16 protein-coding genes are annotated in these 18,964 nt (G+C 72.2%); 1 reads left to right on the top strand and 15 read right to left on the bottom strand.

The window, feature by feature from the left end:
- Positions 1–50 precede the first annotated feature (50 nt).
- The 3 genes from SXIN_RS24235 to SXIN_RS24225 all read right to left on the bottom strand — a co-directional run bounded on the left by SXIN_RS24235 (position 51) and on the right by SXIN_RS24225 (position 2,451).
- Positions 51–992, bottom strand: a complete 942-nt coding sequence (locus SXIN_RS24235; RefSeq protein ID WP_019709478.1) for an RluA family pseudouridine synthase — start codon at positions 990–992, stop codon at positions 51–53.
- Between the two features lie 86 nt (positions 993–1,078).
- Positions 1,079–1,681: a signal peptidase II gene (gene lspA, locus SXIN_RS24230; protein ID WP_019709477.1), complete on the bottom strand. Its 603-nt coding sequence runs from the start codon at positions 1,679–1,681 to the stop codon at positions 1,079–1,081.
- Positions 1,682–1,791: 110 nt separating this feature from the next.
- The gene (locus tag SXIN_RS24225; protein ID WP_095757526.1) at positions 1,792–2,451 is read right to left on the bottom strand and encodes a TraR/DksA family transcriptional regulator; all 660 of its coding nucleotides are present in this window, start codon (positions 2,449–2,451) and stop codon (positions 1,792–1,794) included.
- A gap of 623 nt (positions 2,452–3,074) precedes the next feature.
- On the opposite strand from SXIN_RS24225, the gene ileS reads away from it, so the two are divergent.
- Positions 3,075–6,257, top strand: coding sequence for an isoleucine--tRNA ligase (gene ileS / locus SXIN_RS24220; RefSeq protein ID WP_019709475.1), 3,183 nt, complete (start codon positions 3,075–3,077; stop codon positions 6,255–6,257).
- Between the two features lie 165 nt (positions 6,258–6,422).
- Here ileS and SXIN_RS24215 read toward each other — a convergent pair whose 3' ends face one another.
- The 12 genes from SXIN_RS24215 to SXIN_RS24160 all read right to left on the bottom strand — a co-directional run bounded on the left by SXIN_RS24215 (position 6,423) and on the right by SXIN_RS24160 (position 18,934).
- Positions 6,423–7,532 (bottom strand): DivIVA domain-containing protein, encoded by a 1,110-nt coding sequence (locus SXIN_RS24215; RefSeq protein ID WP_043470298.1) that lies wholly within the window; start codon positions 7,530–7,532, stop codon positions 6,423–6,425.
- A gap of 47 nt (positions 7,533–7,579) precedes the next feature.
- Entirely contained in the window at positions 7,580–7,864 is a 285-nt protein-coding gene (locus SXIN_RS24210) for a YggT family protein (protein ID WP_019709472.1), read from the bottom strand.
- 58 nt (positions 7,865–7,922) lie between these two features.
- A complete protein-coding gene (locus tag SXIN_RS24205) occupies positions 7,923–8,543 on the bottom strand; it encodes a cell division protein SepF (protein ID WP_019709471.1) in 621 nt (206 codons plus the stop codon).
- A 123-nt stretch (positions 8,544–8,666) separates the two neighbouring features.
- A complete protein-coding gene (locus tag SXIN_RS24200; RefSeq protein WP_095757525.1) occupies positions 8,667–9,386 on the bottom strand; it encodes a YggS family pyridoxal phosphate-dependent enzyme in 720 nt (239 codons plus the stop codon).
- Between the two features lie 2 nt (positions 9,387–9,388).
- Positions 9,389–10,120, bottom strand: coding sequence for a peptidoglycan editing factor PgeF (gene pgeF / locus SXIN_RS24195; protein WP_019709469.1), 732 nt, complete (start codon positions 10,118–10,120; stop codon positions 9,389–9,391).
- Between the two features lie 13 nt (positions 10,121–10,133).
- Positions 10,134–11,351 (bottom strand): cell division protein FtsZ, encoded by a 1,218-nt coding sequence (gene ftsZ, locus SXIN_RS24190; RefSeq protein ID WP_019709468.1) that lies wholly within the window; start codon positions 11,349–11,351, stop codon positions 10,134–10,136.
- Between the two features lie 239 nt (positions 11,352–11,590).
- Complete coding sequence (locus SXIN_RS24185; RefSeq protein ID WP_019709467.1) at positions 11,591–12,391, bottom strand: cell division protein FtsQ/DivIB; 801 nt, start codon at positions 12,389–12,391, stop codon at positions 11,591–11,593.
- A 44-nt stretch (positions 12,392–12,435) separates the two neighbouring features.
- Positions 12,436–13,530, bottom strand: coding sequence for an undecaprenyldiphospho-muramoylpentapeptide beta-N-acetylglucosaminyltransferase (gene murG, locus SXIN_RS24180; protein WP_019709466.1), 1,095 nt, complete (start codon positions 13,528–13,530; stop codon positions 12,436–12,438).
- A gap of 6 nt (positions 13,531–13,536) precedes the next feature.
- Positions 13,537–14,946: a putative lipid II flippase FtsW gene (gene ftsW / locus SXIN_RS24175; RefSeq protein ID WP_095757524.1), complete on the bottom strand. Its 1,410-nt coding sequence runs from the start codon at positions 14,944–14,946 to the stop codon at positions 13,537–13,539.
- A gap of 60 nt (positions 14,947–15,006) precedes the next feature.
- Complete coding sequence (gene murD / locus SXIN_RS24170) at positions 15,007–16,458, bottom strand: UDP-N-acetylmuramoyl-L-alanine--D-glutamate ligase (protein ID WP_039821715.1); 1,452 nt, start codon at positions 16,456–16,458, stop codon at positions 15,007–15,009.
- Complete coding sequence (mraY, locus tag SXIN_RS24165; RefSeq protein ID WP_019709463.1) at positions 16,440–17,510, bottom strand: phospho-N-acetylmuramoyl-pentapeptide-transferase; 1,071 nt, start codon at positions 17,508–17,510, stop codon at positions 16,440–16,442. Before mraY ends, murD begins: the two co-directional genes overlap by 19 nt.
- On the bottom strand, positions 17,507–18,934 hold the full coding sequence (locus SXIN_RS24160; protein ID WP_019709462.1) for a UDP-N-acetylmuramoyl-tripeptide--D-alanyl-D-alanine ligase: 1,428 nt from the start codon (positions 18,932–18,934) through the stop codon (positions 17,507–17,509). The genes mraY and SXIN_RS24160 overlap by 4 nt, the downstream gene beginning before the upstream one ends.
- Between the last annotated feature and the right edge of the window lie 30 nt (positions 18,935–18,964).

Raw genomic sequence — 18,964 nt, 5'->3', positions numbered from 1 at the left:
CGAGCGGGCCCGTGCGGACGGGCCCCCGGGGGCGCGCGGCCGGCCCGCTCCTACTCGCTCTCGGAGCGCACGATGTCCAGCGCCCGCTGCAGATCCTCGGGGTAGGCGCTCGCGAACTCCACCCACCGGCCGTCCGCCGGGTGCTCGAAGCCCAGCCGCATCGCGTGCAGCCACTGGCGGCCGAGCTTCAGCCGCTTGGCGAGGGTCGGGTCGGCGCCGTAGGTGAGGTCGCCGACGCAGGGGTGGCGGAGCGCCGCCATGTGCACCCGGATCTGGTGGGTGCGGCCGGTCTCCAGCTTGACGTCGAGCAGGCTGGCGGCGCGGAAGGCCTCGATGAGGTCGTAGTGCGTGACGCTGGGCTTGCCCTCGGCGGTCACGGCCCACTTGTAGTCGTGGACCGGGTGCCGGCCGATGGGGGCGTCGATGGTGCCGCTCAGCGGGTCGGGGTGGCCCTGGACGAGCGTGTGGTAGCGCTTGTCGACCGTGCGCTCCCGGAACTGCTGCTTCAGCAGGCTGTACGCGCGCTCGGACTTGGCCACCACCATCAGCCCGGAGGTGCCGACGTCCAGGCGGTGCACGATGCCCTGGCGCTCGGCGGCGCCGGAGGTCGAGATCCGGAAGCCCGCGGCGGCCAGCCCGCCGATCACGGTGGTGCCGGTCCAGCCGGGGCTGGGATGAGCGGCGACCCCGACCGGCTTGTCGATCACCACGATGTCGTCGTCGTCGTGGACGATCTCCATGCCCTCGACGGGCTCGGCGACGATCTCCACCGGCGGCGCGGCCCGCGGCAGTTCGACCTCCAGCCAGGCACCACCGGTGACCCGGTCGGACTTCCCGGCGAGGCTGCCGTCGACCAGTACCTTCCCGGCGGCGGCCAGCTCGGCCGCCTTGGTGCGGGAGAAGCCGAACATACGGGCTATCGCGGCGTCGACGCGTTCGCCCTCGAGGCCGTCGGGTACGGGCAGCGTGCGGATTTCGGGAAGGGTGCTCACCCGTCGAGTATGCCGGACGCGGAACCCCGCCCGTCCCGGCCGGCGCCCCGGCGGGACGCGGCGCGGCGCGGCGCGGCGCCCGGGCGTCAGTCCTTGTGGACGGTGCCGTCGGGGTCGAGCCCGCGGAAGGACAGCAGCACGATGAGGATGCCGCCGCACACGATGGCCGTGTCGGCGAGGTTGAACACCGCGAACCCCTTGGGGGCGATGAAGTCCACGACCTCCCCCCGGAAGAAGCCGGGGCTCCGGAAGAGCCGGTCGGTGAGGTTGCCGAGGGCCCCGCCGAGCAGCAGCCCCAGCGCGACCGCCCAGGGCAGGCTGTAGAGCTTCCGCGCGATCCGGGCGATGACGACGATCACCGCGGCCGCGATGACCGTGAACACCACGGTCAGCGCCTCGCCGATGCCGAAGGCGGCACCCGGGTTGCGCACGGCCTCGAACCGCAGCCACTCCCCGATCACCGGAATCGCCTGGTGGTGCTCCAGCTTGGCGACCACGAGCATCTTGGTGCCCAGGTCGAAGAGGTAGGCGATCGCGGCGACGGCCAGCAGCACGGCGATCCGCCGTTTGCCCCGGCTCCGGGGGGCCGCGCCGTCGCCGGCGTCCGCCCCGTGCTCGCCGTCCGGCCCGGTCTCCGGCCGCTCCCCCTCGGAATCCGGGGTGTCGATGATCCGCTCCGCCTCTGCCACGTGAGTCCCTCAGCCTCTGGTCCGCCACCGGGCCCCACCCGGCTGAGGACGAGGGTACGGCACGGCCCGGGGGCTCCGGACCGTGCCGGGGGACGCCTGTTCCGGCCCCGCTACCGCCGCTCCTGCCGCTGCTTGCACTCCACGCAGAGCGTCGCCCGCGGGAAGGCCTGCATCCGGGCCTTGCCGATGGGGTTGCCGCAGGACTCGCAGCGCCCGTACGTGCCGGCGTCGAGCCGTTCCAGAGCCCGTTCGGTCTGGTCGAGCATCTCCCGGGCGTTGGCGTTCAGCGCCAGCTCGTGCTCCCGGGTGATGTTCTTGGTGCCGGTGTCCGCCTGGTCGTCACCCGCGCCGTCGCCGGAGTCGCGCATCAGCCCGGCGATCGCCTCCTGGGAGGAGACGATCTCGGTGCGCAGCCGTTCGGCCTCGCTCTTCAGCTCGTCCCGCGCCTCGTCGACCTCTTCCGCGGTCCAGGGGTCCTCACCGGGCCGTACCGCCAGCTCCCCGGGCACGGCCGCGGCCGTGCCGGCCGGGGTCTTCTTCGCAACCACCGTCTTGGCTCCCGTCTTCTCTGCGGGCTTCCCGGCGACCGGTGCCGCCTTCGCGGTCCGCTCCGGCGCGGCCGCCGTGTGCGCGGCCGGCCGCCGTACGGCCGTCTCCGCGGCGGCCATCCCGCTCACCACGGCCGCCGCGCCGGCCGTACCGGCGCGGTTGTCCGGGGCCGCCGTACCGGCCGGCTCCGCCGTCTCGACGACGGGCTTCTTCGCCACCATCGCAGCAGCCCCCTCACCATATTGTGATCTTGTCGTTAATCGTGCTCGGACGATAAGTCGACTCGGGGGTCGCGGCAACGGGGCACGCCGACCATCCGGATCTCCCACCACCCCGGCCCGCCTCCGCCGGTTACGGCCGGGAGCGGGCCTGCATCCGTTGTGCCCCGCTCCCCGGCGGGTAATCCGCCGCGGCGGGGACCGGGGAGCACCTCCGCCGGGGGCCCGCGAACCCGGGAGCCCCGCGTATGGCCATTCGGGTGGGCCGGCGGGGCCGGGCCGCCCCCGGGAATCCGGTCGGCCACCGCCCGCCCGGGCCCGTACACTGGGCCCAGCGTGAGGCGTGGATGGGGACGAGTAGTTCCGTACGCAGCCATGAGCGACCCGGGGACGGTGCGAGCCCGGGGGTGTGCGCGGTGCGAAGATCACCCCGGAGCCGCCGGAGGAAAACCCCCGAGTACCGCGGGGGCGAGTAGAACCGGCAGCGCACCCCAATGAGGGGGCCGAGGAACGCCGGCCGGCGGCTCCCCGGTCAAGGAGGGTGGTACCGCGGGAGCCGCAGGCTCTCGTCCCTCCGACGGACAGCACGATCACGACCCGCATGTGTCCGCCGGAGGCAGACCCCGATGAGTCCACAGCCGCAGTACCGCCAGGTCCCCGCCCAGGTCGACCTGCCCGCGCTGGAGCACGCCGTGCTCGACTTCTGGCGCGAGAACAAGGTCTTCGCCCGCTCCCTGGAGCAGTCCCGGGAACGGCCCGAGTGGGTCTTCTACGAGGGCCCGCCGACCGCGAACGGCATGCCCGGCGCGCACCACATCGAGGCCCGGGTCTTCAAGGACGTCTTCCCCCGCTTCCGCACCATGCGCGGCTACCACGTCGCCCGCAAGGCCGGCTGGGACTGCCACGGGCTGCCGGTCGAGCTGGCGGTCGAGAAGGAGCTCGGCTTCAACGGCAAGAAGGACATCGAGGCGTACGGCATCGCGGAGTTCAACGCGAAGTGCCGCGAGTCGGTGACCCGCCACACCGACGCCTTCGCCGAACTCACCACGCGCATGGGCTACTGGGTCGATCTCGACGACGCCTACCGCACCATGGACCCGGAGTACGTCCAGAGCGTCTGGTGGTCGCTGAAGGAGATCTTCGCCAAGGGCCTGCTGGTGCAGGACCACCGGGTCGCCCCCTGGTGCCCGCGCTGCGGCACCGGCCTCTCCGACCACGAACTCGCCCAGGGGTACGAGACCGTCGTCGACCCCTCGGTCTACGTGCGCTTCCCGCTGACCTCCGGCCCGCTCGCCGGTGAGGCGGCCCTGCTGGTCTGGACGACGACCCCGTGGACCCTGGTGTCCAACACGGCCGTCGCCGCCCACCCGGGCGTGCGCTACGTCGTCGCCACGGACGGCAGCGAGAAGCTCGTCGTCGCCGAACCGCTGCTGGAGAAGGCGCTGGGCGAGGGCTGGGAGGCCACCGGGCAGTCCTTCACCGGGGCCGAGATGGAGCGCTGGGCGTACGAGCGCCCGTTCGCCCTGCTGGAGTTCCCCGCGCCGGGCGAGGGTGAGCCCGCGCCGCACTTCGTCGTCAACGCCGAGTACGTCACCACCGAGGACGGCACGGGTCTGGTGCACCAGTCCCCCGCGTTCGGTGAGGACGACCTCAAGGTCTGCCGCTCCTACGGGCTGCCGGTCGTCAACCCCGTACGCCCCGACGGCACCTTCGAGGAGGAACTGCCGCTCGTCGGCGGCCAGTTCTTCAAGAAGGCGGACGAGGACCTGGTCGCCGACCTCGACAGCCGCGGCCTCCTCTTCCGCCACCTGCCGTACGAGCACAGCTATCCGCACTGCTGGCGCTGCCACACCGCGCTGCTCTACTACGCGCAGCCGTCCTGGTACATCCGCACCACCCAGGTCAAGGACGCCCTGCTCCGCGAGAACGACCGCACCAACTGGTACCCGGAGTCGGTCAAGTACGGCCGCTTCGGCGACTGGCTGAACAACAACATCGACTGGGCGCTCTCCCGCAACCGCTACTGGGGCACCCCGCTGCCCATCTGGCGCTGCGCGGAGAACCACCTCACCTGCGTCGGCTCGCTGGCCGAACTCACCGAGCTCACCGGCACCGACCAGTCGGAACTCGACCCGCACCGCCCGTACATCGACGAGGTCGTCTTCCCCTGCACCGCCGAGGGCTGCTCGCTGGAGGCCACGCGCGTGCCGGAGGTCATCGACGCCTGGTACGACTCCGGCTCGATGCCGTTCGCGCAGTGGGGCTACCCGTACAAGAACAAGGAGATCTTCGAGAAGCGCTACCCGGCGCAGTTCATCTCGGAGGCCATCGACCAGACCCGCGGCTGGTTTTACACGCTCATGGCCGTCGGCACCCTGGTGTTCGACAAGTCCTCCTACGAGAACGTGGTCTGCCTGGGCCACATCCTCGCCGAGGACGGCCGGAAGATGTCCAAGCACCTGGGCAACATCCTCCAGCCGATCCCGCTCATGGACCGGCACGGGGCCGACGCCGTGCGCTGGTTCATGGCCGCCGGCGGTTCCCCCTGGGCCGCGCGCCGCGTGGGCCACGGCACCATCCAGGAGGTCGTCCGCAAGACGCTCCTCACCTACTGGAACACGGTCGCCTTCCAGGCCCTCTACGCCCGCACCTCGGGCTGGGCGCCGAGCGCCTCGGACCCGGCCCCGGCGGACCGCCCGGTCCTCGACCGCTGGCTGCTGAGCGAGCTCAACACCCTGGTCGGCGAGGTCACCGAGGCGCTGGAGGGCTACGACACCCAGCGCGCCGGAAAGCTGGTCTCGGCCTTCGTCGACGACCTCTCCAACTGGTACGTCCGCCGCTCCCGCCGCCGCTTCTGGCAGGGCGACGCCGCGGCGCTGCGCACCCTCCACGAGGTCGTGGAGACCGTCACCCGGCTGATGGCCCCGCTGGTCCCGTTCATCACCGAGCGGGTCTGGCAGGACCTGGTCGTCCCGGTCACCCCGGACGCCCCGGACTCGGTGCACCTCTCCACCTGGCCCGAGCCGGAGGCCGCGCTCGTCGACCGGGAGCTCTCGGAGCGGATGCTGCTGGTCCGGCGGCTGGTGGAGCTGGGCCGGGCGACCCGCGCCGAGTCGGGGGTCAAGACCCGGCAGCCGCTGTCGCGCGCGCTGGTCGCCGCCGCGGGCTTCGACGCCCTCTCGCCGGAGCTGCGGGCCCAGATCACCGAGGAGCTGAACGTCAGCTCCCTCGACTCCCTCTCGGCCGTCGGCGGCTCCCTCGTCGACACCACGGCGAAGGCCAACTTCCGGGCCCTGGGCAAGCGGTTCGGCAAGGGGGTCCAGGCGGTGGCCAAGGCGATCGCCCAGGCGGACGCCGCGGCGCTCTCCCGCGCCCTGCGCGAGGGCACCGCGTCGGTCGAGGTGGACGGCGAGACGGTCACGCTCGCCCCGGAGGAGGTCGTCATCACGGAGACCCCGCGCGAGGGCTGGTCGGTCGCCTCCGACGCGGGAGCCACCGTGGCCCTGGATCTGGAGATCACCCCGGAGCTGCGCCGCGCGGGACTGGCCCGGGACGCGATCCGGCTGATCCAGGAGGCCCGCAAGAACAGCGGCCTGGACGTGGCGGACCGCATCGCCCTCCGCTGGGAGTCCACGGAGCCGGAGACCCGGGCGGCGCTCACCGAGCACGCGGCCCTGATCGCGGACGAGGTCCTGGCGGCCGACTTCGCCGGCGCGGGAGCTGCTCCCGGGCCGGACGAGACGTACGGCGAGCCCTTCACCGACGAGGGCCTGGCCCTCACCTTCCGTCTCCGCAAGACGGAGGCCTGAGCCGGCATCTCGGGGACGGGGCCCGGCCGCGCGGAAGCCGGCCGGGCCCCGTCGGCGCCCTCGGGGGGACACCACCCGCGGACGCGCACAGGTCCGGGCCCGGAGGGAATCCCTCCGGGCCCGGACCTGTGATATGCCGACGGTGCGCGCCCTAAGGCGCCGCGATCAGTTGTCGTCCTCGTCGATGAGGAAGCCGCGCATCGGCGACGGTGCCTGCTGCATCGGCGACGGGCCCTGCGGCCGCACCGGTGCCATCGGCTGCGTCATGGCCGGCGACATCTGCTGCTGGCCTCCGTAGGACGGACCGCCGTTGCCGCCCGAGGGACCGCCCATGGACTGGTTGCCCATGTGCCCGCCCATCGAGCCGGCACCGGCCATGGAGGGGGACGGCGGCAGGGACGGCGCCGGCGGGCCGCTGCGCGGCGGGGCCAGCGAGTCGTCGGCCTGGTTCTCCAGCTGGCGCAGCTGGCTCTCCAGGTACGACTTCAGACGGGTGCGGTACTCCCGCTCGAAGCCGCGCAGGTCCTCGACCTTGCGCTCCAGCGTGGCGCGCGCGGACTCCAGGGAGCCCATCGCGACACGGTGCTTCTCCTGGGCGTCCCGCTCCAGGGCGTCGGCCTTGGCGCGGGCGTCCCGCTCCAGACCCTCGGCACGGCTGCGGGCCTCACCGACGATCTTGTTGGCCTCGGAACGGGCCTCCGCGATCGCCTGGTCCGCGGTCTGCTGCGCGAGCGACAGCACGCGCGCGGCACCGCCGTCGCCCGGACCGCCGGGGCCGGGACCGTGGCCCATGTGACCGCCGGGGCCCTGGTGCTGCTGCATGTGCTGCCCGGGGCCGCCGGGGCCGCCCATCGGACCGCCCATGTGACCGGGACCACCCTGCATCGGGCCGGGGCCGTGCATGCCGGGGCCGCCCTGCGGGCCGTGGCCACCGGGACCTGCGGGCAGCTGAGGTGCTCCACCGGGCAGCTGGGGCGGGCCCATCTGCTGCTGCGGCGGCACCGGCTGCGGGCCCGATATGGCGGCGGGCACCGGCCCGCCGGGCCTCTCCTGCTGCTCCGGCGGTTTGCGCATGCCCTGTTGTTGCTGGTTCTGCGCGGCGGCGCGCGTCGCGGCCGCGAGCTTGGCCCGCAGGTCCTCGTTCTCGCGCAGCAGCCGGGTCAGCTCGGCTTCGACCTCGTCGAGGAAGGCATCGACCTCGTCCTCGTCATAGCCCTCTCGGAGGCGGACGGTCGTGAACTGCTTGTTCCGAACGTCCTCAGGGGTCAACGGCATCTCTTCACCTCAACGTAGTCGTCGGCATATCGGCAAGACCGTATCGTTCACAGCTGCCTCACGACGGAGATCAGGATGTAGACGATGATCATCAGTACGAAGAAGGACAGGTCGAGCGCCACGCCCCCGAGACGCAGCGGCGGAATGAACCGCCGCAGAAGCTTGAGTGGCGGATCGGTCACAGTGTAGGTCGCTTCCAGGAGCACCACCATCGCCTTGCCGGGTTGCCACGACCGGGCGAACTGGAAGACATAATCCATGACCAACCGGAAAATCAGCACAATCAGGAAGCACATCAGCGCGATGTAGATCACCTGCAGTGCGATGTCCATCCCGCGCTTCCCTCTCCCCTTGCACTTCGTCTCGGGCCGTACGGCCGGTTGTTGCGTCTCAGCTCTGGTTGAAGAACCCGCCCTCAGCGATACGGGCTTTGTCCTCCGCCGTGACATCGACGTTAGCAGGCGACAGCAGGAACACCTTCTGCGTCACTCGCTCAATGCTGCCATGCAGACCGAAGACCAGGCCCGCCGCGAAGTCGACAAGTCGCTTCGCGTCGGTGTCGCCCATCTCCGTCAGATTCATGATCACCGGAGTGCCCTCACGGAAGTGTTCCCCGATGGTACGGGCCTCGTTGTAGGTCCGGGGGTGGAGCGTCGTGATGCGGTAGGGCTCGCGATCGGAGACGACCTTGGGCATGATCACCGGTGCGTTCTTCTCCAGGCTCTGGCGTTCGGGTGTGATGGACGCCACGGGGGCGATACGGGCGGGACGCCCGCTTTCGGCCGTGACGGCCACCGGTTCACGCTGCGCGGGAGGTTGGGCGACTCTTACCGGTTCGTCCGGTTCGCCCCGTTCCATTCGGTCCGCCTGGTGCGGCTGGTGCTGCCGGTGCGCCCGCTCGGGCTCCGGCTCGGGTTCGAACTCGTCATCGGGGTCGAACCCCCGGCCGTCGTACCCATCGTCCTCCACGAGGCCGAGGTAGACCGCCATCTTGCGCATCGCGCCGGCCATGTTCTGCGTCCTCCGCTCTGTGGTGGATCGGCTCCGTCACCGGCCGCCCTGGATCCACTCGGCCCGCCCGCCCGGGGGCGGAACCGACCATATTTTCTGCTGTGGTCCGACTTCTTGGCGACGTTACCGGAGGCCGGGCCTGACTCCGAGTACCGCAGTACCGACGCGTACATGTGTCGCTCCGGCCCCGATGGCGTCCTCGAGATCCGTACTCATACCCGCTGAGACCATGTTCGCAGCAGGATGACGCGCCCGCAGGCCGGATGAGATTTCCAACAGCCGCTCGAAGGCGTCCCGTTGACGCCCGGCGTAAGGGCCGGTGAGCGGCGCCACGGTCATCACGCCGCCGAGCCGCAGACCGCCGGCGGCCGCGATCGCGTCCCCCAACTCCGGTACCGCGCCGGGCGCGGCGCCGCCCCGGCCCGCCGCCTCGCCGGACCCGGCGTCCAGGGCGACCTGGATCAGGCAGACCGGTTCACGGCCGGCCCGGACCGCCGCCGCGGACAGCGCGCTGACGAGTCTGGGGCGGTCCACGGAATGCACCACATCGGCATAACTGACCACGGAACGGACTTTGTTGGTCTGCAACTGGCCGACGAAGTGCCAGGTCAGCGGCAGGTCCGCGCATTCCGCCGCCTTCGGCGCGGCATCCTGGTCCCGGTTCTCCGCGACGTGCCGGACGCCCAGTCCGGCGAGGAGCCGCACGTCCGAGGCCGGGTAGGTCTTGGTGACCACGATCAGGGTCACCTCCTCCCGCTTCCGGCCCGCCGCGGCGCAGGCGGAGGCGATGCGCCCCTCCACCCGCCCCAGGTTGGCGGCCAGTTCGGCCCTGCGATCGGTCACGCTCATCCGTCCAACCAGACATAGGAGGCCAGGCGCCCGGTGGTGCGCTCGCCGCGGTACGAGAAATGGTCCGCCGATTCGCGGGTGCAGACGGTCGACGAGACCGCCCCCTCCACCCCGAGCCCGGACAGCTGCTCCCGGACACCGGCCGGCACGTCGAGGGCGGGCGTGCCCCAGGCCGTGACGGCCCGGGCGCCGGGCACCACGGCGGCGACCTCGTCCCGCATCCCCGCCGGGACCTCGTAGCAACGGCCGCAGATGGCCGGGCCGGTGTGCGCGACGAGCCGGGAGGGTTCGGCACCCAGCCGCACCATGGCTCCGACCAGTGCCGGGACCACTCCGGCGGCGAGTCCGGGACGGCCCGCGTGGGCGGCGCCCGCGATTCCGGCGACCGGGTCGGCCAGCAGGACCGGAACGCAGTCCGCGGTGAGCACCGCGAGGGCGAGTCCCCGGCGGGCCGTCACCACCGCGTCGACGGCGTCGCCCGCCGTTCCCTCCCAGGGGCCGTCGACCACGGCCACGTCCCGGCCGTGCACCTGGTTCATCCAGACCACCCGCTCCGGGGCGATCCCCAGCGACTCCGCGGCGAGCCCGCGGTTCTTGCGGACGGCCGAGGGGTCGTCGCCGACCGCGCCGCCGAGATTGAGCTCGGCATACGGAGCGGCGCTCACCCCGCCCCACCGGTCGGTGAAGGCGAAGCGGGCGCCGCCCGTCTCGTACTGTTCCCCTATCACGTGCGGACCAGGGCTACTTGAGGAAGTCCGGCACGTCGAGCTCCTCGGCCTGGCTGTCCGAGTACGGACGGGCCGGGGGCACCTGCGGGGGCGCGGCCGGCGGCGAGGGGACGTCGGCGACCGGGGCCGCCTCGGCCGGCTCGGGCTCCTCCTCGCGGGAGGGGGTGACGCTGCCGAGTCCGCCGAAGGACGGGCGGCTCTCCGCCGGAGCGGGCGCGGGCGTCTCCTCGCGGCCGCCGTAGGAGCCGAGCACCTTGTCCCGGCTCTGGCTCTTCGAGGGCGGCTGGCCGCCGTCGAACCCGGCCGCGATCACGGTGACCCGGACCTCGTCGCCGAGGGCGTCGTCGATGACCGCGCCGAAGATGATGTTGGCCTCGGGGTGGGCCGCCTCGCTGACCAGCTGCGCGGCCTCGTTGATCTCGAACAGACCGAGGTCGGAGCCGCCGGAGATGGAGAGCAGCACCCCGCGGGCGCCGTCGATGGACGCCTCCAGCAGCGGCGAGGAGATCGCCATCTCGGCGGCGGCCACGGCGCGGTCGTCGCCGCGCGCCGAGCCGATGCCCATGAGCGCCGATCCCGCCTCGGACATCACGGACTTCACATCCGCGAAGTCGAGGTTGATGAGCCCCGGGGTGGTGATGAGGTCGGTGATGCCCTGGACGCCCGACAGCAGGACCTGGTCCGCGGACTTGAAGGCGTCGAGCACGCTGACCTGGCGGTCGGAGATCGACAGCAGCCGGTCGTTGGGGATCACGATGAGGGTGTCGACCTCGTCGCGCAGGCCGGCGATGCCGTCCTCGGCCTGGTTCGCCCGGCGCCGGCCCTCGAAGGTGAAGGGGCGGGTGACCACGCCGATGGTCAGCGCCCCCAGGGAGCGGGCGATGCCGGCGACCACGGGGGCGCCGCCGGTGCCCGTGCCACCGCCCTCGCCCGCGGTGACGAAGACCATGTCGGCCCCCTTGAGAACCTCCTCGATCTCCTCGCGGTGGTCCTCGGCCGCCTTGCGGCCGACATCGGGGTTGGCGCCGGCGCCGAGGCCCCGGGTGAGCTCACGGCCGACGTCGAGTTTGACGTCCGCGTCGCTCATCAGCAGGGCCTGCGCGTCCGTGTTGATCGCGATGAACTCGACGCCCTTGAGACCGACCTCGATCATCCGGTTGATGGCGTTGACGCCACCGCCGCCGATGCCGACGACCTTGATGACTGCGAGGTAGTTCTGCGGTGCTGCCACGTCGAAGGCCTCTCGCCTCGAGTTACGTATGCCTGAGGGCCGGTTCGAAGTGCCGACCCGAACCCTAACCGTGAAGTTTAGGGTTACCAGTGTGTCTGCCCCTTGGAGCCTTCGAACGAGACACTAAGTCGACAAGTGCCGCGCGTTCAACGAACACGCCGAACCTGCCGCTTTTCTTTTCACCCTATGTGATCGCGCGTCGTGGTGGGGCACCAGGGTGCGGGCCGGATGAGCCGGGGTCAACTCCCGGAGACCGCCGGGGCGCTGGGAGAGCTCACATCGAAGTGGTCGGCTCCCCGCGCGCTTTTCAGCAATGCGAGAAGCGTCCCCGCCTTCTGTTCCGAGCGTTCGGGCGAACCCCAGACCACGGTCCGGCCGCCCGTCAGTTCCAGCGTGACGGAGTCGTAGGAACGGACCACCAGGGCACGGGTCTCCCGGTGAATCGGGGCAGGCAGCCCGGCCGCGACACCGGCTGCCTCCCTCCGCAGCCGTTCCGCTCCGAAACGACGCAGACTCGGTGACCGGGCGGCGTCCATTTCCAGCAGCGGTACGCCCTTGGGCGGTTGGCTCACCGTGGCGAAAAGCACACCCTCACCGTCCACTTCGATGAACTTTCCGCCCTTTTCGATAAGCACCGCGGGCTTTCGCTCCGTCACCTTCAGACCGACCTCGTGCGGCCAAGAGCGTACGACCTCGACGGAGTCGACACGCGGGAGTTTTTCCCGCAGCCGGGCGGCGACCGCGTCGGTGTCGACGGAAACCAGAGGGGCGCCGAGCGGAACGGCGGCCGCCCGGCGGACCTGCTCCGGGGTCAGCACCCCGGTCCCGTCGACCGTCACCCGCTCCACCCGCACCCACGGCGAGCCGTACAGGAACCAGAAGACACCGGCCGCGGACAGGGCCAGGCCCAGGGCCCAGAAGACGAGCCGGTCTCCACGCGGGCGCCACCGGCGCGGACGCTCCCGCCCGGCCGGTTCCGGGGACGGGCCGGACGGCGACAGCCCGTTTCCGCCGCGCCGGGCGGTCGTCTGTCCGGCCACGCTCCCCTGCCTTCCCGCGTTCCGCGCGCTGTCCTCCGCGGCCGTCAGCCGGCCCGGCGTGCCGCGATCGCCTCGTAGACCATGCCGACCAGCAGTTCGTCGGCGTCCCGGCGGCCGAAGTCGGCGGCCGCGCGCGACATCTCGTGCAGCCGGTAGGCGTCGGTGAGCACCGGCACCACCTGCTGCTGTACCCACTCGGGCGTCAGTTCGGCGTCGTCCACCAGGAGTCCGCCGCCCGCCTTGACCACCGGCTGGGCGTTGAGCCGCTGTTCACCGTTGCCGATGGGCAGCGGCACATAGGCGGCGGGCAGCCCGACGGCCGACAGCTCGGCGACCGTCATCGCGCCCGCCCGGCAGAGCATCATGTCCGCCGCCGCGTAGGCCAGGTCCATCCGGTCCACGTACGAGACGGGGATGTACGGCGGCATGCCCGGCATGTTGTCGGCCCGCGGCAGTTCGTTCTTGGGGCCGACCGCGTGCAGGATCTGGATGCCCGCACGCTGGAGCGCCGGAGCCACCGTCTGCACGACCTCGTTCAGCCGCCGCGCGCCCTGCGATCCGCCGGACACCAGCAGGGTCGGCAGGTTCTGGTCCAGGCCGAACGCGGCCCGGGCCTCCGGCCGGGCCGCCGCCCGGTCCAGGGTGGCGATGGAGCGGCGCAGCGGAATGCCCACGTAACGGGCGCCGCGCAGCTTGCTGTCCGGGGTGCTCACCGCGACGGCCGCCGCGTACCGCGAGCCGATCTTGTTGGCGAGGCCGGGGCGCGCGTTGGCCTCGTGGACGATGATCGGCACCCCCAGCCGCTTGGCCGCGAGATAGCCGGGCAGCGCCACATAGCCGCCGAACCCCACCACGCAGTCGGCCTTGGTGCGCTCCAGGATCTGCTCCGCGGCCTTGATGGTGCCGCGCAGCCGGCCGGGAACGGTGATCAGTTCCGGCGTGGGCTTGCGCGGCAGCGGTACGGCCGGGATCAGCCCCAGTTCGTAGCCCCGCTCGGGTACGAGCCGGGTCTCGAGTCCGCGCTCCGTTCCCAGGGCCGTGATTCCCACGGCCGGGTCGTGCCTCCGCAGGGCATCCGCGAGGGCGAGCGCGGGCTCGATGTGGCCGGCGGTCCCCCCACCGGCGAGTACGACATGCACCGAAATTCACCGCTCTCCGGACGGCGGCCGCTCCGCGCGCCGTCTCATCGTGTTCCTTCCCGCCCGGGCCAGCCGCTTTCCCGGGTAAAACCGCCTCAGACGAGGCTGCCGCATGGCCAGGGCCGCCCGGGCGGCGGGCTCACTGCGCGCGAACGCGATCATCAGCCCGACGGCGAACAGGGTCGGCAGCAGGGCCGACCCCCCGTAGGAGACCAGCGGGAGCGGGACTCCGGCGATCGGCAGCAGGCCGAGCACCGCACCGATGTTGACCACGGCCTGGGCCGTGATCCAGGTGGTCACACCTCCCGCGGCGTACCTGACGAAGGGGTCCTCCGTGCGTCCGGCCACGCGGATACCCGCATAGCCTAGAGCCGCGTAGAGGGCGAGCACCGACAGCGTCCCCGCCAGGCCGAGTTCCTCCCCTGTCACGGCGAAGATGAAGTCGGTGTGTGGTTCGGGTAGTTCACCCCATTTCTCCACGCTTGCGCCGAGGCCGGCACCGAACCAGTTGCCGTTGGCCAGAGCGTATATCCCGTGGACGGCCTGCCAGCACTGGTCCTGCGGGCCGGGGTCGGTGGCACCGATGCACTCCAGGCGGGCCATCCGGTTGGGGTTGGTCCCGATGAACAGCGCGCCGATGAGCCCGGCGACCGCGAGCACCCCGGCGAACAGCCGGGTGGGGGCGCCGGCCAGCCAGAGCAGGCCGAAGAGGATCGCGGTCAGGATGATGGCCGTGCCCATGTCGCCGCCGAGCATGATCAGTCCGAGCACCAGGAAGGCGACCGGGACCAGCGGCACCAGCAGGTGCTTCCACTGGGTCAGCAGCTTCTTCTCCCGCTTGCGCGCGAGCAGGTCGGCGCCCCAGAGGACGAGCGCGAGTTTCCCGAACTCGCTGGGCTGGAGCTGGAACGGGCCGCCGAGCTGGATCCAGTTCTGATTGCCCTTCACCGCGTGCCCGACGCCGGGGATCTGGACCAGCACCAGCAGCACCAGGCAGACGGCGAGCAGCGGGTACGCCAGGGCGCGGTGGAGACGGACCGGCATCCGGGAGGCCAGCAGGAGCAGGCCCGCGCCGATCCCGGCGGCCAGCAGCTGCTTGCCGAAGAAGTAGGTGGAGGGCAGGTCGGAGCGGAGCGCCTGGATCTGGGAGGCGGAGAAGACCATCACCAGGCCCAGCACGGTCAGCAGCAGCCCGCTGCCCAGGATCAGGTAATAGGCCGTCAGCGGACGGTCCCAGGCGCGCCGCAGACGGTCCCTGAGGTGCCGCAGCCGGTGCACCGGGCCGGAGCGGCCGGAGGGGCGGCGTCCGGGGCGGGCCGGGGCGGTGCGGCTCCGGCCCGCCCCGCCGGACCGTGCCGGGCGGGGACGTGCCGGGGCTCGCTCACGTGTCGGGATGCGGGGCCGCTCGGCCGTCATGTCCCCTCCAGTCGGGCTGCCGGGTGCCGGGCGGCCGGCCGGGCACGGGGGGCGGCCCGGTCAGCGTCCCTGTCCCCCATGCCCGGCCCCGAGCTCGCGTACGGCCTCGGCGAAGGCCTCGCCGCGCTTGCCGTAGTTGACGAACATGTCCATCGAGGCGCAGGCGGGGGCCAGCAGAACGGTGTCTCCCGGCCGGGCGAGCGCCGCCGCTTCCCGGACCGCCGCCGCCATCGCCCCAGTGTCGGTCCGGTCGAGCTCGGCGACCGGGACATCCGGGGCGTGTCGCGTCAGGGCTTCGCGGATGAGGGCCCGGTCGGCGCCCATCAGGACCGCCCCGCGCAGCCGTCCGGAGGCCGCCGCCACCAGCTCGTCGAACCTGGCGCCCTTGGCGAGGCCGCCGGCGATCCAGACGACGGGGTCGTAGGCGGTCAGGGAGGCCTCGGCGGCATGGGTGTTGGTCGCCTTGGAGTCGTCGATGTACGTGACGCCGCCGATCTCCGCGACCCGCGCGATGCGGTGCGGTTCGGGCCGGAACGCCCGCAGGCCGTCCCGTACGGCGCGCGGCTCGACGCCGTAGGCGCGGGCCAGGGCCGCGGCGGCGAGGGCGTTGGCGATGTTGTGCGGGACCGGCGGGTTGACGTCGGAGACCTCGGCCAGCTCCTGGGCCTGCTTCTGACGGTCCGCCACGAACGCGCGGTCGACGAGGATGCCGTCGACGACACCGAGCTGGGAGGGCGCCGGGGGGCCGAGCGTGAAGCCGATGGCGCGGCAGCCCTCCTCCACGTCGGCGGCGCGCACCAGTTCCTCGGTGGCCTTGTCGGCCGCGTTGTAGACGCAGGCGACCGTGTTGCCCCGGTAGACCCGGCCCTTGTCGGCGGCGTACGCCTCCATCGAGCCGTGCCAGTCGAGGTGGTCGGGCGCCAGGTTGAGGACGGTGGCGGAGTGCGCGCGCAGGCTGGGCGCCCAGTGCAGCTGGTAGCTGGAGAGTTCGACGGCCAGCACGTCGTACGGCGCGGCGCCCTCCCGCTGCTCGGTGAGGACGGCGTCCAGGACGGAGACGCCGATGTTGCCGACGGCGGCGGTGCGCAGCCCGGCGGCCTCCAGGATGGCGGCGAGCATCCGGACCGTGGTGGTCTTGCCGTTGGTGCCGGTGACGGCGAGCCAGGGCGCGGCGTCCGGGCCGCGCAGGCGCCAGGCCAGCTCCACATCGCCCCAGACAGGGACGCCGGCCTCGGCCGCGGCCCGGAAGAGCGGCTTGTCCGGCTGCCACCCGGGGGCGGTGACGACGAGTTCGGTGGACTCGGGGAGGGTGGCGCCGTCGCCCAGGCGGACCGTGACGCCCAGCGCCTCCAGTTCGGCGGCCTGCCGCCGCGACCGTTCGTCGTCGCCGTCGTTGACCACGGTGACCCGGGCACCGAGGCCCCGCAGCACGCGCGCTGCGGGGACCCCGGAGACACCGAGTCCGGCGACGGTGACACGGGTGCCGGTCCAGTTCACTTGCCCGCCGCCCAGCCCGCGTAGAAGAGCCCGAGACCGACGATCACGCACATGCCCTGGATGATCCAGAATCTGACCACGACCAGCACTTCGCTCCAGCCCTTGAGCTCGAAGTGGTGCTGGAGCGGCGCCATCCGGAAGACCCGCTTCCCGGTGAGGCGGAAGGAGCCGACCTGGATGACGACGGACATCGTGATCAGGACGAAGAGGCCGCCGAGCAGGGCGAGCAGGAGCTCCGTGCGGGAGACGATCGCCAGGCCGGCGAGCGCGCCGCCGAGCGCCAGCGAACCGGTGTCGCCCATGAAGATCTTGGCGGGCGAGGTGTTCCACCACAGGAAGCCGAAGCAGGCGCCCATCAGGGCGGAGGCCACCACGGCCAGGTCCAGCGGGTCGCGGACCTCGAAGCAGGCGGCGGGGTTGGTCAGCCGCTCGGCGTAGGCGCAGGACTCCTGGTGCTGCCAGACGCCGATAAAGGTGTAGGCGCCGAAGACCATCACGGAGGCGCCGGTGGCCAGGCCGTCGAGGCCGTCGGTCAGGTTCACGCCGTTCGACATCGCGAGGATCATGAACAGCGCCCAGATCACGAAGATGACCGGGCCGAGCGACCAGCCGAAGTCCTGCGTGAAGGACAGCTTGTCGGAGGCCGGTGTCTGGCCCCGGCCGTCCGCGAAGTTGAGCGACAGGACCGCGAAGGCGATGCCGACGATCAGCTGGCCGGCCATCTTCGCCTTGGCGCGCAGACCGAGGCTCCGCTGCTTGACGATCTTGATGTAGTCGTCCAGGAAGCCGACCAGGCCCATACCCGCCATCAGGAAGAGCACCAGGAGACCCGAGAAGGTGGGGTTCGTGGCGGTGATCACCTTGGTGAGGGCGTACGCGATGAGCGTGGCCAGGATGAAGGCGATGCCACCCATGGTGGGGGTGCCGCGCTTGCCGTGGTGCCCGCGCGGGCCGTCGTCCCGGATGTACTGGCCGTAGCCCTTGCGGGCCAGCAGTTTGATCAGCAGCGGAGTGCCGACCAGGGTCAGGAAGAGCCCGATGACTCCGGAGAAGAGGATCTGCCTCATCGGCCGGCGACCTCACCCTCGCCCGCGGCCGCGCCGCCGTCGGCGAGCAGCTCCTGCGCCACCCGCTCCAGCCCCACCGAACGGGACGCCTTCACCAGCACGACGTCGCCCGGGCGCAGTTCTCTGCGCATAAGGTCGACCGCCGCCCGTGCGTCGGACACGTGCACCGACTCCTCACCCCACGAACCCTCGTTCTTGGCACCCATGTCGAGCCAGGCGGCCTCCCGGCCCCCGACCGCCACAAGCTTGCTGACGTTGAGCCGGACGGCCAGCCGCCCGACCGCGTCGTGCTCGGCGAGTGACTCCTCGCCGAGCTCGGCCATCTCGCCGAGCACGGCCCACGTACGACGCCCCTTGCCCATGGCGACGAGCGCACGGAGCGCCGCCCGCACGGAGTCGGGGTTCGCGTTGTAGGCGTCGTTGACGACCGTCACGCCGTCCGGGCGCTCGGTGACCTCCATGCGCCAGCGGGAGAGCTGGCCGGCCTCGGAGAGCGCGGTGGCGATCTCGTCGGCAGGCATGCCCAACTCATGGGCGACGGCGGCCGCGGCGAGCGCGTTCGACACGTGGTGCTCACCGTACAGCCGCAGGGTCACGGCACTGCACCCGGTGGGGGTGCGAAGTGTGAAGGCGGGCTGCCCGGTGTCCGTGAGGCGGATGTCCTCGGCCCGGACGCCGGCGTCCGCGGACTCGCCGAACAGGACGGTACGGGCCCGGGTACGGCCCGCCATGGCGCGCACCAGCGGGTCGTCGGCGTTGAGGACGGCCAGGCCGCCCTCCGCGGCCGGCGGCAGCGCCTCGGGCAGCTCGCCCTTGGCCTCGGCGATCTGCTCCTTGCCGCCGAACTCGCCGACGTGCGCGGTCCCGACGTTGAGCACGACGCCGATCCGCGGCGGGGTGAGCTCCGCGAGGTACCGGATGTGCCCCTTGCCGCGGGCGCCCATCTCCAGGACGAGGTGACGGGTCGTCGCCTCGGCGCGCAGGGCGGTCAGCGGCAGCCCGATTTCGTTGTTGAGGGAGCCGGGCGGCCAGACCGTCGGGCCGATCCGCTGCAGGAGCTGGGCGAGCAGGTCCTTGGTGCTGGTCTTGCCGGCCGAGCCGGTCAGCGCGACGACGGTGGTGCCCAGCCGCCGGACGACCTCGCGGGCCAGCGCGCCGAGCGCGGCCGTGACGTCGTCGACGACGATCGCCGGGACGCCGACGGGCCGGGCGGCGAGAACGGCGACCGCTCCCCGCTCGACGGCCTGCCGTGCGTAGTCGTGGCCGTCCACGTTCTCACCGGCGAACGCGGCGAACAGGCCGCCCGGGCCCGCCTTCCGCGAGTCGATCTCGACGGAGCCGGTGACCCGGGCGCCGAGGTCCGGTATGTCGTGCGGACGGCCGGAGACGGCGGCGGTGATCTCGGCGAGCGAGAGGTCGATCACCGGTCACCCCCGCGGGGGCCGGACGGCTGC

The sequence above is a fragment of the Streptomyces xinghaiensis S187 genome (assembly GCF_000220705.2).
GTDB lineage: Bacteria > Actinomycetota > Actinomycetes > Streptomycetales > Streptomycetaceae > Streptomyces > Streptomyces xinghaiensis.
This window is presented reverse-complemented; position numbering and strand designations above follow the sequence as displayed.

Bases quoted from the DNA above. Each gene is read 5' to 3' on its own strand.
- mraY (WP_019709463.1), bottom strand. From the start codon at position 17,510: ATGAGGCAGATCCTCTTCTCCGGAGTCATCGGGCTCTTCCTGACCCTG.
- SXIN_RS24210 (WP_019709472.1), bottom strand. From the start codon at position 7,864: ATGGACATCGCACTGCAGGTGATCTACATCGCGCTGATGTGCTTCCTG.
- SXIN_RS24205 (WP_019709471.1), bottom strand. From the start codon at position 8,543: ATGGCCGGCGCGATGCGCAAGATGGCGGTCTACCTCGGCCTCGTGGAG.
- SXIN_RS24215 (WP_043470298.1), bottom strand. From the start codon at position 7,532: ATGCCGTTGACCCCTGAGGACGTTCGGAACAAGCAGTTCACGACCGTC.
- SXIN_RS24225 (WP_095757526.1), bottom strand. From the start codon at position 2,451: ATGGTGGCGAAGAAGCCCGTCGTCGAGACGGCGGAGCCGGCCGGTACG.
- ftsW (WP_095757524.1), bottom strand. From the start codon at position 14,946: ATGACGGCCGAGCGGCCCCGCATCCCGACACGTGAGCGAGCCCCGGCA.
- ileS (WP_019709475.1), top strand. From the start codon at position 3,075: ATGAGTCCACAGCCGCAGTACCGCCAGGTCCCCGCCCAGGTCGACCTG.